Consider the following 15,580-nt stretch of genomic DNA (forward strand, 5'->3'; position numbering starts at 1 on the left):
TTATTTCTAAAGGCTATAACATAAATGGATTTCATATAAGTAACTTTTATGAATATGCGCAAGCTAAATATTGATCATATCTCATGCTATTACTATTTATACTAAAACTATATTTGATAATTATTACCCGCCCAAAAAATACTAAATCTCTTATCTGGATTAATATAGTCATATAAAAAATAATCTTAGCTTTTTAAACCCTCTAACAAAAAAACCCACTGGCTTATTATTTCTTTAGGTTGATAGTTTTCAGACTTGCCCCTACTTTTTATGCCAATCATTTTTCGATCTTCTTTATTGTTCATTAGCTTTATCAATGCTGAAGCCAGTTGCTTAGTATTATTTTTTGGCACTAAGAGAGAACCCGTACCTTTTAATATTTCTGCAGGGCCTGTATCACAATCAAAGCTAACAACAGGTAGTCCAAAAGCCAGCGTCTCAAGTAATACCATTGGAAAACCTTCAAAACGAGAGCTCAAGCAAAATATTTCCGCTTGTTCATAATATCTACTTATATGAGAGGTATTACCTACTAGGCACACGCTTTCTGTCAATTTGGTCCTTTTAATAAATCCTGTTATTTTTTTTCTATATTCTCCCTCCCCAACTATGACTAGCTTCCAATCAGGCATAGAGCTATTTACCTGCACCCAAGCCTCAAGCAACATGTCAAAGCCTTTTATTTGAGTCAATCCACCAACTGCCAATACGATTTTTGTGTTTTCTTTTTTGATATATGTCTGCGGTGGAAATGGGCAAGGGTTAGGTATTGCTACTATTTGAGACCTATGATGTGTGCCATCTAACCAGTACTGCCTATCTCTTTCTGTCAAAGTCACTACTGCATCACAATATCGTGCGGCTAATTGACGAGCTAACCTTCTAACAGGTTTTCCTAAGTCATTTTTAAAATTAAAATGCTCCCAGCAAACATGATTGACATTCAAACCCACTAGCGCAGGTACTGTAAATATGCATGAAATACTATCAACCACAACGAGCGTATCGATTTTTTGCTTTTTTACAAATTGCCGTAATTTATAAATTGCTTGCAAAATTCTCTTTTTAAAAGACACACTCTTAGAGTATAAAAAGTGATTTTCTATATTATCATTTAGATTAAAAAAAGGATTGTCGCCTCCTACAAGGCTTAAAATTGAGATATTATAACTTCTTTCGGCAAACCCATTCGCAATTAAACTGGTTACTCTTTCAGTACCGCCAGCGTGATTAAGATTACCTATAAGAAAGCATATATTTTTCATATTTTATCTCTCGAATAAATCCATATACTCTATTGCGTTTATTGTTAAAACTTCATAATCGTTATTTACCATAGAAAATAGTGATTTATGAAAATAATTTTTTATTATTTCAACTATGAATACATAGCCATTTTTTCGAACGTTGGGTTGCTATTTATCAACTGTTGATAAGTGCCTTGTTCAATCACTTTACCTTTTTCCATAAAATAAATAATATCGCAATTTTTTACTGTTTTTAGACGATGGGCTATCATTACGATGGTCTTCTGCCCACTTAGCTCTTGAATAGCGTCCATTATGACTTTTTCAGTAATACCGTCTAAGGCACTTGTTGCTTCATCAAACACCAATACATCAGCTTGATTGTATAATGCTCTAGCTATGCCAATACGCTGTCGCTGTCCTCCAGATAGTTGTACGCCTCGTTCACCAACTTTAGTATTTAAACCTTCAGATAAACTGTCTACTAAGAACTCTAGATGGGCAAGCTTAATTGCCTGTTTTACTCTTACTAAATCAATATCTTTACGACATATGCCAAAAGCGACGTTTTCAGCGATACTACCTTCACTCAAAAATATACTCTGCGGTACGAAACCTATGTATTGCTGCCAAGCCTGTTTGTTTTTTTCATCGATAATTAAGTCATCAAGCATTAACTGTCCGGTATTTGGTGCAATAAGACCTAGTAATAGATCGATAGCTGTAGATTTACCAGACCCCGACTCACCGACAAAACCAACTGTAGAATTGATAGGTATATTTAGATTTATATTATCTAATGCTGGCATTACTTTATTAGGATAGGTAAAGCTAACCCTATTCAGTCGTATAGTCTTAATTTTTGCTAAATCAATTGTTTGACCGCTCGCAATATCTGAAGCAGCACCCTGCTCACTATCTACGGTCAACGATGCAAGCAAGTCTTCTTTTATAGAATCAAAAGCAGCCGTATTGCCTCTAATCGTAGCAACGCTATGGTATATTTGCTGCAAAGCAGGTAGTAACTTAAAACCAGCAAGAGCATAAACGGTCAATATAGGTAATACTTGGCTCAAATTCCCTTCGCGTGTTGTCAACAAAACTAAAACTAGCCCAATCATTGCACCAAAAGCTAACAACTCCATTAAATATCTAGGTGCTTGGCTTAATGCTGTATTTACTCCTTGAGCATGCGCAAATAACTTTCCACTTGTCTCAAACTGATGTACAAAATCATGTCTACGATTGTAGAGTAGTACATCTTTGATCCCCCCAAAGCCCTCATTCATTAAACGAAATCGATCAGTTGAGGTAGTAGAAACGTACTCTCCATACAAGGCGATACGCTTACGAATCATTCTGTATATAATTACGTAACCGCTAGCAAACAATACAACCCCTACGGTTGCTATCAATGGGTTATAAATAAAGATACTAACTGAGATAAATACTGCTAATACTAGACGAGCATTCATCTGTATAAATGGCAAAATAATAAAGTTTGTTACTCTTAATGCCTCAGTTGCAATTTGCTTAGTCAATTGAGCGCTGCTTCCACTAGCGTGGAACAACCAGTCTTTTTGCAAATAATAATGATACAAACGATCACTAATCTCTGTACCGACCGAATAAGCAAATAAAGACAAACGCCATGTCGTAATCATCGACAAAATAGACGCTAAACTAAGCATCAACAGTACAAATAGACCCGTTATAAACAAAAAATCTGTATGTGTACTCACACCGCTGGCTACATATATACGATTAAGAATTGCATTGGTTTCAAGCAGCTGCATATCAGCCACTAAGGCCATGAAAGGCCCTATAGAAGCAATTCCCAACAGCTCCATAAATGCCATGAACACCATCATGATCTGCAAAGACAAATAACGTCGTCGCTGGTCTACAGTTAACAGGGCAAACAATTCTTTGGCTAATCGCAGCATACTTTTAACCACTCTATTAGTTTACTTACTTCAATTTTTTATTCTATTAACTCACCACGTCCATCATTTCTATATCTATCTTTTCGACATCAGCTTCATCGCCTTCTCGGTAGCCTTCAACAAAGGTCCTAAACTGCGCTTTCAACCATTCAGTATCGTGCCGCTTTGATCTTTCAATAAACTCAAACAAGATAGCTTCGATATCTTCCAATGGAAAACTATGCTCCATTGCTTGCATAATGAGTGGATGAAACGTGGTCTCTATATTGTCGGCACCAATGATTAACTCTTCATAGAGTTTTTCACCTGGCCGCAATCCAGTAAACACAATTTCGATATCACCATTAGGATTGCTCGCATCTTTTAGCTCGCACCCTGTCAGATGAATCATACGTTTAGCGAGATCCACGATTTTGACGGGCTCTCCCATATCAAGTACAAATACTTCACCACCGAACGCCATAGCCCCTGCTTGGATAACCAAACTGGCTGCTTCCGGTATAGTCATAAAATAGCGCGTGATGTCTGGATGGGTGATGGTAATCGGACCACCCTGCTCAATTTGTTTGGTGAATAGTGGTACTACAGAGCCCGATGAACCCAAGACATTACCGAAACGCACCATACTAAAACACGTATGACTGTTGCTTTGGCTCAGTCCTTGGCAGACAAGCTCAGCCAAACGTTTAGAGGCTCCCATCACGTTGGTCGGTCGCACTGCTTTGTCAGTAGAGATCAATACAAACGTATCAACGTGAGCCTTTATCGCGGCACAAGCACAATGGTAGGTGCCTTTAGTATTGTTAATCGTGCCTTCAAATGGATTGGACTCGACAATCGGTACATGTTTGTATGCAGCAGCGTGATAAATCGTTTTTATATGGTATTTTTCGAATATATTGATTAATTTTTTTTCGTTACCCACGCTTCCAATGATGCTAATAATCTCAGTATCTTGATATTCAATACTACTAACGACATTACTAGCGACAAGGCTTCTAAGTTCCTGATCGATCGTGTACAAAGCATATTCAGACTGCTCGTATAACACCAAGCATGTAGGTTTATTTTTCATGATTTGTCTACACAGCTCACTCCCAATAGAACCCCCTGCCCCTGTTACGAGTACGTTTTTATCCGTAATGTTCTTTTGGAGGAGCTCAGCAACTGGTTCGACAGTCTCTCTTTCAAGCACATCTAGTATATCAACCGGACGTATATGGCTGACTGTTACGATCTCATCAGCAAGCTCTCGTAAGCTCGGTAAATCTTTTAATTTGACAGAAACGCCTGACAGGCTATCCATAATCTGTTTTTTACGACCACGGCTCATAGAAGGTATTGCCAAAATCACTTGCGCGACATTTAATTTTTCTATCAACCAAGGTAGCGCATGAGCGGCATATATTTTTTTACCATGTAGATAAGCCCCTATCAGCTGCGGATCATCATCGATATATGCCACTACATTGTATTTATGAGAATGTCTCAAGCTCTCTAATAGCTCTCTACCAGCCGATCCTGCGCCATAAATAATCACGTTATCGCAGCAACTATCTAGGCGATCTTGGTTGTCTGGTTTCTGTAGTCGATTCAGTAACCCGCGAATCATTAGCCGACTGTTCCACAACCAAATAAAGAATAAGAATAGAAATATAATTGGCGCTGAGCGCGGCATCATTGATACTGGATTTACATAAATGATGAACTGATAAACGATAATAAGTAATAAAAATAACTGTAGTACTCGACCCATCGCCGCATCGAAAAACCCTCTAGAGGCACCTCTATAAAAGCCAATCAGATATAAGCTGACGACAGGTATTAGTGCATAAAAAGCCAACACCATAAGGCCAATTTGATCATCGACATAACCCTGACGCAATGCCAATGCCGCTACCAAGCAAAGGACAGCAACTGAAAAATCGATGCCAAATAAGATAGAGCATTTAGCAAAGCGTGGTAAGGCTAATAAAAACAGCGTCATACGCTTCGACCATCGATGGAGGTCACTTGGCGTTTGATAAGCATTGTTAGACTCTGTTTTTATAAACATAAGATCCACCTACTTAAGTTATGACGCTCGTTTGCCATGGACAATGAACATTAGCTAACTACAAATTGTGTCCATAAGCATAATGGTAGTGATAGCTGTACCTGTTCAAAATACTTTGCTGTATGTCATTTAAGATGATGCCATCGACTTGTACGTTTGCTTTACTCATCTGTTTGATGGCATAGACCAACTGACCTTCTACTGAATGATCAAATTTGGTGACGATCAGTACTTTGTCTGCGTGTTGTGCCAATACCATGGCGTCTGATGCAGCCAATATAGGAGGTGCATCAATAACGATATAGTCATACTTCGTTTTGAGCGCTGCCATCAAATGATTGAACCTCTCTCCTATCAATAACGAAGTCGGGTTATGCGACGGTCGTCCCCGCGATATAAGGTCAATATGCTCCATACCAGTCGGCTGAATAAAGCTTTCAAGGTTTAATTTAGCCATGTCAATATCTAACCGAGGCTCATTATCTGATAGAGAGCTATCTTTATCTTGCAGTAAGTAATCTGTGAGACCACTGTCTGGATTCATACCAAACATTTTGTGCAGCTCTCCTAAACGCATATCTCCATCGATAATCAGCACTTTTTTGTCAAGCTGTGCAAATACCTCAGATAAATTAGCCGTAATAAAAGACTTACCGACACCTGGGCTTTCTCCAGTGATTAATATGGTCTGAGCAGACTTTTCATCTACTGTCTTCGCCGTCTTACCGAATAAAAGGTTTGTCCGTAAATTTTTGATTGCTTCATAACTCAAGCCATTGTGATCAACGTGAGCAAGCATCCGACCTATATTTTTTTTGTTCCTACCTAACTTAGATATCGAGGTCGAACGTGGAATCGTTGCAATAACAGGAATTCCCGTTTTAGACTCTAGATGTTCTGGGTCTTTTACGACATTTCTAATTAAGTTTCTGATTAGAACCAGCATTACCCCAAGTACAGTACCTACGAGTAGCGCCAGCAGCATAATTTGGAATTTGTTTGGTGCAATAGCATCGAAGGTACTGGTCGGTCTATCTAGAATACGGGCATAACCAACCTGACCAGCTCTAACGATTTTTAATTGTTCATAATTTTTGAGCAGTGTGAGGTAAATCTCTCTATTAATGGCTGTATCTTCTGATAGTTTTAAGAACTCTCGCTGGATTTCAGGCAGTCCTGCCACTGTGCTACCTATCGCTCCTATTCGACTGTTGAGGACTTTTAGTTGCTCATTGATCTGGATAACGAGCGGGTGCTCATTGGTATAGTAAGTCGTTAGATCTGCTCTCTTTAATTTGAGATCATTGAGCTGCTCATCGATTCGAGACTTTTCATTTAGTAACAGCTCAGCTTCTTTACCTACATCGATGGTGCCGTGCTTTTTACGAAATTCATTGAACTGAGCTTCAGAGGCGTCTAATTTCTCTTTTAATGCTGGAATCTGCGTTTCCATGAAAGCCAGTGTTTTGGTCGTTTCTTCTGTACCACGAGATTGGTTTTGATCGATATAAGACTGGACTATCTGATCAAGTGTGGTCGTGATTTGCTGTTGGTTTGTGCCTGTCATCGACAGCTGAATAATATTGGTTTTATCGCCTTTTTCTTCCACAGACAATGCGCTGTTAATCGCATCTGTCGTGGTCTTTAAGGTCTGCTTAGTGATGCCAATAGGATAACCATCTGTAGGTAGCTCAGTCACCGTAATATTAATCTCACCGTTTACCCCATTGAACTGATGCGGCTGCCCCAATTGTCCTTTGAAATCATCTAGTCCATTGCTCAAGACAAATCCTGTTTCAGACTGTGATAGCGTAAAAGATTGGTTTAAATACGCTTGTGACACGTCGAACTGATTGATTTGTACGATCCCGTTTTTGGTGCTCAAAGACACACCATCATTCGTGTTCAACTGGGTGTTAATACGGTCGTTTGTTATTTTATCGAGATAGCCAATATTAGGATCGGTCAGTTTGATGTCTAGATGTAGCATATCGACGACTGGCTCTAGTATCATCCGAGACCGTATGAGCTCGGCTTCTGCCTCAGCCTTGCTCACTTCTTCTCCGACCAACTCTGAGATATTTGCACCAAGCGCATCGACTCCTTGGGAGTTTTCTTCAATTTGAATCAGCGCATCAGACTTGAAGGTCGGATTAATATAGCGTGTATAGAAAAATCCTATTAAGAGTCCGACTGCTGCCATGAGCGCTATGACTTTCCAGCCACGCAACAAAACCAAAATCAGCGCCGTTAAGTCGATGTTGTCATTGTCGTTGTCACCCTTAGGTGTCGATAGGTTTTTTGAATCTATATTATTCATAACCATATACCCATTATTCAATGTTAATCGCTTAATAGCTTCAAGACCCTAACTGCCCTTTACTGCAGTTAGATTGCTCCCTGTCTCATCGCACCTTATAAAATCTATCACTCTACTTCCTATTCTTATCTCACTTAATTTCAGTATTAAAATTCAAAGCACATCCAGTATTTTCACTAGCCATCATTTATAACCCTGATATCACGTTGATGGCAGAGGTTGATGGTAGTATCGCGCTAATCACACGATTCCAGCGGGCCAAGCCTGTTGGATCCACATAAAGAATGTCATTGGCTTGCATGTCAAAGCGACTGGCTAGTGCCAAGCTTGTGATGCTCTGCATATCGACATAATAAATATTGGTGTACTGGTACTGAGGGTTGTCGCGCACGATATATACTTTGGCTGCATTAGCCGTATTAGAATTTAGCCCACTTGACTCGCCCAATACATGCGCCAAACTTAGCCCTTGTTCTGGAATCGCAACTGGCTCAATTTTGCCAAATTCACCCAATACGTAGACCTTATTGCGGCTTTGGCTATTGACGTGAATAGAGTCACCATCCCGCAGATAGATTTGATTGGCAGACAGCCCCATTCTTTGTAGTGACTGCACTCCTAAGCGATAGCTGTTGCCCTGACGGTTGAGCACAATATTGTTTGAATCGCCAGTCTCAGTAGTACCACCTGCCATAGAAATAGCGCCATATACCGACACTGGCACATCAGCAATAGCAAACTCGCCAGACTGCTTTACCGCCCCATCTACAAAAAACTTGCTACCACGGTAATTGATAATTTTGACTTGAGGATCTGAGTACCTGAGATAGCGTTGTAGTTTGCTTTGCAACGTAGCGGTGAACTGCGGCACGCTCAGCCCACTGGCTTGAACTCTGCCTATCAATGGAAACTGTATATACCCTTGTTGATCTACCGTTAAACTAGCAGTGGACGCATTAATATCTGGATAATTGGTAAGGATGATATTCAGCACATCCCCTTTCGCAATGCCGTAATTGACTCGTCCAGAGGTTTTGATTAAATGAGCGAGATCTTGAGTAACAGTAGGCGGCGCTATACGCGGTAAAGTTGCCAGACTTAAAGGCTGAATATGAAATTGAAGACCGTTTTCTGCGGTAAAGGTGCCAGATGCAGGAAGATTTCCTGACTGAAGTCCTGAGTTGATCGTACAGCCACTAAACAACCCCATCAGAAATAAGCAAAATATGCTCATTACCAAGAAGCGTTTGTGTACAAAAATGAAATATTTATTAACCATAACAGTTACTCATATTTATATTTGTGAATCAAACCAATAAACCTCACCACAATATTTATATTCGTAAAAAAGAATATATTTAATAAATATACACCTAAACTATATTCAGTGCAATACATATAATCTGTCGTAAAATAATTAAGTGACTATTTTGAAATTTCTCATCAAGCCCTTTATTTGCCGCTAATTGCGAAAATTGTTATTAACTTTTAGATTGTTGAGCGATAAAAAAACGCAAGTGAAAACAGCTTTGTAATCAATAAAGTTTTTATTTTTAATTTGAAAAAATTCAACTTAATGAAGGCTTGTTTCGATTGCATTTATGATTGGAAATAACTTTTTAGTGCCGAAATAGTGTAAGTGTTTGTATCCACGTATTCATTTATACCACCAGTCACTGAGAGTCTTCGAGTCTTCGAGTCTATATTTTGTATACGACTAATAAACTTTTATTGATTAGAACCATATTTGTTTATGCATTAATAACCAGTAAAGTATTGGTTTACGTGCTAAATTTGTTAAAATAGCGTAGAATAGTCAATCCAATTTTTTACATTGAGAAATGTAAACCCACCGACTCAAGGATATTATGATGAAAGATGAAAAATTACAGAAAGCACTCGCCCGTATGGGACTTGGTTCACGCCGTCAAATGGAAGAAGTCATCAAATCTGGCCGCGTAACGGTTAATAATGGTCCTGCGACCATCGGTGATCGCGTCTCGCAAGGTGATGAGATTCGCGTTGATGGCCGTCAAATAAAATACACTTCTGAAAATGAGAAGCGTCGCCGTGTTATCGCTTACTACAAGCCTGAAGGCGAAGTTTGCTCAGCTAAAGATCCAGAAGGCCGCCCAACTGTCTTTGAACGTTTGCCAAAGCTGACGCATGACCGCTGGGTAATGGTTGGACGCTTGGATATTAACTCAACTGGTCTATTGTTATTTACTAACGATGGTGAAATGGCGCATCGCTTGATGCATCCATCTGGTGAAGTCACTCGTGAGTATGCGGTACGTGTATTAGGTGAAGTAACGCCTGATATCGCCCGTGCATTGACCGCTGGCGTCATGCTAGAAGATGGCCTTGCCAAGTTTGAAGACATCAAAGAAGGCGGCGGCGAAGGCGTCAACAAGTGGTATCACGTTCAGTTAAAAGAAGGCCGTAACCGCGAAGTACGTCGTCTGTTTGAATCACAAGGTCTAAAAGTTAGTCGTCTACTACGTACACGCTATGGCACGATTGTTCTACCAAAAGAGCTACGTACTGGCCGTTTCTTAGAGCTTGATAAAAAAGAAATCAACACGTTGACGGATTTGGTCAGCTTGCGTCCACGTTATGGCACAGGTCTACATGGCGCAGCCAAAGAAAAACAAGAACGTATCAGAAACAAACCGCTTAAAGCGCGTCGCACTGACACCCGTAGCGATAACCGCAACAGCAGCGCAAAACCTAAAAGTAGTGCTAGCCCTGCCAGCCGCGGTACACGTAACACCCGTGATCGCAATGACAAGCGCTAGTTAAGTTGGTTTAACATTACCCTAAGTCTTAAACAGATTTGGGATAAACATAAAAAAGCGGTCAATGATGGATAGTCATTGATCGCTTTTTTTGTGTCTTTTTATAGGCGTCACAGTTTACAGAAGTCACAGTTGCTCAGTATAGATATAACGGCTCAGCTATCGTGACTATTAATATAGTGTTTCATAACTCGCAGCTCTTGTAGCTGCTCCTCGTCCATTTGTGCCAATAGTCTATCCAAACGCTGCTCAATATTATCTAAAACACTCTGCAGTAACTCACTAGCCTCTAACCTCTTTTCGTTATTCCCATTCTTGGCATTTATATTTGTTAACTGATAGTGAGTAGCTAGCATTTCGGGTAATCGTGTTTGCAACATTTTATTCAATACAAACTGTGCTTCTGTTATCGCTGGTGTCTTATGTTGAGCGTGTAGGGCTGCTTGATAAGCGTGATAGCTGCTTACTTTCTCATCGATACGTTTTAGCTGGCGTAGTTGCTGCTCTGACAAGTTTTTTAAGTGCTGTTTATTTAACGTTAACTGCTGCCAATTTAATGTGGCTAATGACAAGGGCGCATCGTAATCCTGATAAGTGAGTACGCCAGGTGAGATACCGACGGCTTTATGAAAAGCCTGCCAGCCTTTTCTACCTAGATAAAAGGTAGTGACGGTCGTTACAATACCGATGCCTATTAAGATACTCATATACGTTTGCTCTTTACCCTTTCACCATTCAACTTTGTGTTTATAGCTTAATGTCTTTAGCACTCACATTTTCACCAGTTGGGCTTTCAATCGCTTGGATATTTACATCACTGCTAGCATTATTATTGGCATTACTACTGGCATTGATATCGGGCTTTCGAAACTCTGTATTGCTAGCAGGGTTGTCAAAACGTTTTTGGAGATAGCGATTGGTTGCAAGTAGTTTTTGACCGTCTTGATGATATGATGCGTTGAGCAGGTCATCGAACTGTGTGTTAATTGTCTTAAGCACATCTAACAAGGCTTCTTTGCCCGTGACATTAGAATGCTTAATTTTGGTAGTATCAGCAAGCGCACTGTCTGCCACATCTAAATCATGCAAGCGGCGATAGTCAGCGACGGCTTGTGGCACATGCCTATCCATTAAGTTTTGAATCATAATATAAGTTTCGTTGACGGTATCTTTATCATCAATCTTGCCATCGTTATTGGTATCGCCATACATGACACGCAGCTTTTCACCCTTTGTATTAATTTGATCAAGAGCAGTTTTAACGTCGACGGGTAGACTTTTTTCAGGTATATAACCCAGTTGCGGCATCGCCTTATATTCGAGCATTTTGGGTGCTGTGACTTTTTTAATGCCACGATAACCTAGATATAACCCAGCCGCTGGCAACAGCCCATACAAAACAAACATTACGAACATCGCAGTCATTTGGGTCATTATATTGTCCTTATTACTTATCAGAATGTCGTGGCTGATTTCTTATAGTTAATATCATTAAACAAAAAAATAAGGCTCTATTAAAGCCCTATATTGTTATGCATTGGGTCGATTGTGTTTTTTGATAATACTTAACCTTTACAAGTGTTCAAAAAAACATCATCAAAGAACATTTAACTTTGCGTACGGCTCTTAACATAACGGTGTGTTGAGGCAAGGCGGTTCAAAACTGTCTGATGCAATTCATCCAATAGTTCGTCAAGCTCATAATCAATCTCTAAGAACAAATCTGTCAGCATATCACCGGCCGTCATCTTGCCCTGCACCATATTGTTTTTGGTGCGATGCGGACTAAAGCGTTGTAGCTGCTCATAATGATGTAATGCTTCAGGAATACTTTCAGACACTAATTTATCGATGACGAACTGACGCTCATTATGCTGCTGCTGTTGCTGTTCGTTCAGCTCACTACTCCATTCACGATAACGCTTTAGCTTACCGTTGATACGGTCTAGTATCGCAACGGCTTCAATAGGCATGGCATTTAGGGTGGCCTCATCAACCACATCAACAAGCTCAGTCATAATCGGACAACGTCCATGTTTGAGATACCACAAAGTATCTGGGTCAAAAGGCGGTCTATTAGTTGGGCGCATTTGAGCACGATTACTCAGATAGCGATCAGTCAAAGGCGTGGATGATTGGCTATCACTCACTTGTGCCAACGCATCACATATACGGTTTACACGTTCAGGCGGAGTTAGTGTAGAACGCTTATGTACTGCGTGATTGCTATCACTATTGGCAGCAGCATCCTGTTCATGATTGACGCTCATCTCCTGAGCATTCTTTGCTGCCAATGTCGGTAGGTCATCTTGAGCTTGCCCAAATGACTGTAGCATTCTTGTCAAACTGACTACCATGACTTGCTCTGCCCCTCGTCTATTACACTCACATTGTGCGCATATTGCATACATTCATTCAATAGCGTATCTTAGCAGGTTTTTGCTGGCCTGCCAGTAAGCAAAATGTCACCATTCCTACACGCCAACCGTTAAGCACCGTATTATGAATGCTCCCGATTATATTTCTGGTTTCCTACTTGGGTTATCTCTCATCATTGCTATTGGCTCCCAAAACGCCTTTGTACTCAAACAAGGTCTCAAACGCGAGCACATATTTTTTGTTTGTTTGTTTTGTGCGGTAAGCGATGCGTTTTTAATCTCAGCAGGTGTTGGGGGTTTTGGTGCAGTTACGGCTCGCTATCCTCACGTTATAGATATCGCAAAAATAGCAGGCGTTATATTTTTATTAGGTTACGGCTTACAGAGTTTGTATGCCAGCGTACGTGTGTCACATGCTTTGACTGTCGAAGGACAAGTCGTCACTAGCTTAAAAAAAGCCTTATTACTATGCTTTGGCTTTACTTGGCTAAACCCGCACGTCTATCTAGACACATTGGTACTCGTCGGCATGGTTTCTACGGGTGCAAGCAGTAAATTGACGTTTGCCGCAGGTGCAATTAGCGCTTCGTTCTTTTTCTTCTTTGCGCTTGGGTATGGTGCGCGATTACTCAGGCCTTTATTTGAGAAGCCTAAGGCATGGAACATACTGGATGCTTTGGTAGGGTTGCTAATGCTGTATCTGGCTTGGCATTTGTATCAAAGCTGATAGAAATATAACTGAGAAATGATAGATAAGCTGAGTGTTGAATAAACTGACTATTAAGTAAACGACGTGTTGGATAAACTAAATTACGTCGATATCCGCTAACCACTGTATAAATATATATGGTTAGCGATAATATTGTATTAATTATTTACATCAAGCTAGGAAAGAGCGTACGCAGTCCATTAACGATAATTTCGATAGAAACGGCTGCCAATAGCATACCCATAATTCGACTCATGATGTTCAAGCCAGTATCGCCTAGTAAGCGACTGATTCGACCTGCCGCCATCAATGCCAAATAGCAAAACAGACTGATAAATAAGCCAGCAATCAAAATGGCAGATACCTGCAAAATACCTGATACTTGTGAAGAGTAAATGATAACCGTGGAGATACCACCAGGCCCAATCATCATCGGAATCGCGAGGGGAACCACGGCAGCTGCCATCGAGACTGGTGCATCTTTTACATGATCAACATCGAAGTTCTCTTGATCAGGTTTAACAGGGTTACCCTCTCCATTCATCATATTTAGGGCAATTAAAAACACCAATATACCGCCTGCTAATTGGAACGAGCCGATAGAAATACCAAGGGTTTTTAGTAGCGTCTCACCTGCAATCGTGAAAAAGCTGATGGTGATAAAAATGGTCAAACAAGCAACGCGTGCGACCTTACGTCGATTGTTCATCGAATAGCCGCGAGTCAAATCTAAAAATAACGTCAATGCGCTGAATGGATTGATCAATACCATAAAGGCTAGGATTATCTTGATAATTTCAGTATTCACTGAGCGCTCGCTTGTCTATTGATACTGCTTGTGCAAAAAGATAAGGTCATCGTGCGAGTGCAACGATGACCCAATAGGCAACTAAAAATAGCATTGTAGCATAGGCAGATAAGCTAATAAAATCATTAACTTTGCGCCGTTACGCCTACATGTCACCTTAGTAAAGCTTCAGTGTAAAAACAAGCATTTAATAGGTTGTCAGTACAAGCTATTAGTAATTACCGATCTATTAACTCGGTGATAGCCCTTCTCATAAAATCAAGCGTATACAAAGCTATTAGCCTTTATTACGTCTGCACTTATGCACTTATGCACTTATGCACTTATGCACTTATGCACTTATGCACTAAAATCTAGCCCAATATCCAAGGCTGTCGTACTGTGCGTCAAATAACCCATCGCGATAAAATCAACCCCTGTACTTGCCACCGCTTGTACCGTTTCAGGCGTAATACCACCTGAGGCTTCAGTCTTTGCGCGACCCTGACACATAGTAACCGCTTGCGACAATGTTTCAGGCGACATGTTGTCTAATAGCACTAAACTCACACCTGCATCCAACGCTTGCTCTAATTGCTCTAGCGTATCGACTTCGACCTCAATAGGAATCAGATGCCCAGCAAATTTCTGTGCTTGCTGAATGGCTGTTTTGATGTCACCAGCAATGGCGATATGATTGTCTTTAATTAAAATCGCATCATCCAACCCTAAGCGATGATTGCGTCCGCCGCCGCAGCGTACGGCGTATTTTTGTACGATACGTAAGCCTGGAATGGTCTTACGCGTACAAGTAATTTGCGCAGGATATTGCGCCACACTATCGACAATTTGACGGGTCGCTGTCGCAATACCGCTGAGATGGGTCATAAAGTTTAGTGCCGTGCGTTCTGCTGTCAACAAGTGACGCGCGTTACCTTTTACGGTTGCTAACACTGCGCCAGCCTCTACTGTTTCTCCATCCTGTACTTGTGCAATAAACTCGATTTGTGCATCGACTAAGGCAAAAGACAAACGTGCCAAATCGATACCACATATTACGCCCGCTTGCCGCGCCTTGATCTGTAGCTGCGCTTGCATATCAGCTGGGATAGTAGCTTGTGAGGTTACATCACCACGCCTACCCAAATCTTCAGTTAGTGCATTCTCAACCAATGGTTTAAGCAATACGTCATCCAATGCTGGCTCTTGTTCAATTGTCATCTTTGACCCTTATCTAGGCATGATATTGATAGAAACTGCTCGTTATTTAAACTCAAAATGAGCATAAATATAACGTAAAGTTAGCGACCCTGCAAGGAAAGGTGACAAGTTTTTCGTT

Annotated in this window: 12 protein-coding genes; 2 read left to right on the forward strand and 10 right to left on the reverse strand. The window is 40.6% G+C overall.

Annotated elements, in window-relative coordinates:
* Window positions 1-185 precede the first annotated feature (185 nt).
* The 5 genes from ACHEVO_RS06450 to ACHEVO_RS06470 form a co-directional block, all read right to left on the reverse strand.
* The gene (locus ACHEVO_RS06450) at window positions 186-1,265 is read right to left on the reverse strand and encodes a glycosyltransferase family 4 protein (protein ID WP_394124336.1); all 1,080 of its coding nucleotides are present in this window, start codon (window positions 1,263-1,265) and stop codon (window positions 186-188) included.
* A gap of 113 nt (window positions 1,266-1,378) precedes the next feature.
* Window positions 1,379-3,193 carry an ABC transporter ATP-binding protein gene (locus tag ACHEVO_RS06455; RefSeq protein WP_394124337.1) on the reverse strand — a complete coding sequence of 605 codons (1,815 nt, stop codon included), beginning with the start codon at window positions 3,191-3,193 and terminating at the stop codon, window positions 1,379-1,381.
* Window positions 3,194-3,239: 46 nt separating this feature from the next.
* The gene (locus tag ACHEVO_RS06460) at window positions 3,240-5,249 is read right to left on the reverse strand and encodes a polysaccharide biosynthesis protein (protein ID WP_394124338.1); all 2,010 of its coding nucleotides are present in this window, start codon (window positions 5,247-5,249) and stop codon (window positions 3,240-3,242) included.
* A 58-nt stretch (window positions 5,250-5,307) separates the two neighbouring features.
* Window positions 5,308-7,569, reverse strand: a complete 2,262-nt coding sequence (locus ACHEVO_RS06465) for a polysaccharide biosynthesis tyrosine autokinase (RefSeq protein WP_394124339.1) — start codon at window positions 7,567-7,569, stop codon at window positions 5,308-5,310.
* A gap of 187 nt (window positions 7,570-7,756) precedes the next feature.
* Entirely contained in the window at window positions 7,757-8,803 is a 1,047-nt protein-coding gene (locus tag ACHEVO_RS06470; RefSeq protein ID WP_394124340.1) for a polysaccharide biosynthesis/export family protein, read from the reverse strand.
* A gap of 637 nt (window positions 8,804-9,440) precedes the next feature.
* Between ACHEVO_RS06470 and rluB the strand changes: the two genes are divergently transcribed.
* The gene (rluB, locus tag ACHEVO_RS06475; RefSeq protein ID WP_101206234.1) at window positions 9,441-10,367 is read left to right on the forward strand and encodes a 23S rRNA pseudouridine(2605) synthase RluB; all 927 of its coding nucleotides are present in this window, start codon (window positions 9,441-9,443) and stop codon (window positions 10,365-10,367) included.
* Window positions 10,368-10,522: 155 nt separating this feature from the next.
* Here the strand turns inward: rluB and ACHEVO_RS06480 are convergent, their stop codons facing one another.
* The 3 genes from ACHEVO_RS06480 to ACHEVO_RS06490 form a co-directional block, all read right to left on the reverse strand.
* Window positions 10,523-11,074, reverse strand: a complete 552-nt coding sequence (locus ACHEVO_RS06480; RefSeq protein WP_394124341.1) for a hypothetical protein — start codon at window positions 11,072-11,074, stop codon at window positions 10,523-10,525.
* A 40-nt stretch (window positions 11,075-11,114) separates the two neighbouring features.
* Window positions 11,115-11,801, reverse strand: a complete 687-nt coding sequence (locus tag ACHEVO_RS06485; protein ID WP_394124342.1) for a hypothetical protein — start codon at window positions 11,799-11,801, stop codon at window positions 11,115-11,117.
* 173 nt (window positions 11,802-11,974) lie between these two features.
* Complete coding sequence (locus ACHEVO_RS06490; RefSeq protein ID WP_394124343.1) at window positions 11,975-12,724, reverse strand: hypothetical protein; 750 nt, start codon at window positions 12,722-12,724, stop codon at window positions 11,975-11,977.
* Between the two features lie 145 nt (window positions 12,725-12,869).
* On the opposite strand from ACHEVO_RS06490, the gene ACHEVO_RS06495 reads away from it, so the two are divergent.
* Window positions 12,870-13,472 (forward strand): LysE/ArgO family amino acid transporter, encoded by a 603-nt coding sequence (locus tag ACHEVO_RS06495; RefSeq protein ID WP_101206238.1) that lies wholly within the window; start codon window positions 12,870-12,872, stop codon window positions 13,470-13,472.
* A 148-nt stretch (window positions 13,473-13,620) separates the two neighbouring features.
* Here ACHEVO_RS06495 and ACHEVO_RS06500 read toward each other — a convergent pair whose 3' ends face one another.
* Complete coding sequence (locus ACHEVO_RS06500; protein ID WP_082624565.1) at window positions 13,621-14,262, reverse strand: MarC family protein; 642 nt, start codon at window positions 14,260-14,262, stop codon at window positions 13,621-13,623.
* A gap of 339 nt (window positions 14,263-14,601) precedes the next feature.
* Window positions 14,602-15,462 carry a carboxylating nicotinate-nucleotide diphosphorylase gene (nadC, locus tag ACHEVO_RS06505; RefSeq protein ID WP_394124344.1) on the reverse strand — a complete coding sequence of 287 codons (861 nt, stop codon included), beginning with the start codon at window positions 15,460-15,462 and terminating at the stop codon, window positions 14,602-14,604.
* Window positions 15,463-15,580: the final 118 nt, after the last annotated feature.

Origin of the sequence: Psychrobacter nivimaris, assembly GCF_043419765.1 — a bacterium.
Taxonomy (GTDB): Bacteria; Pseudomonadota; Gammaproteobacteria; order Pseudomonadales; family Moraxellaceae; genus Psychrobacter.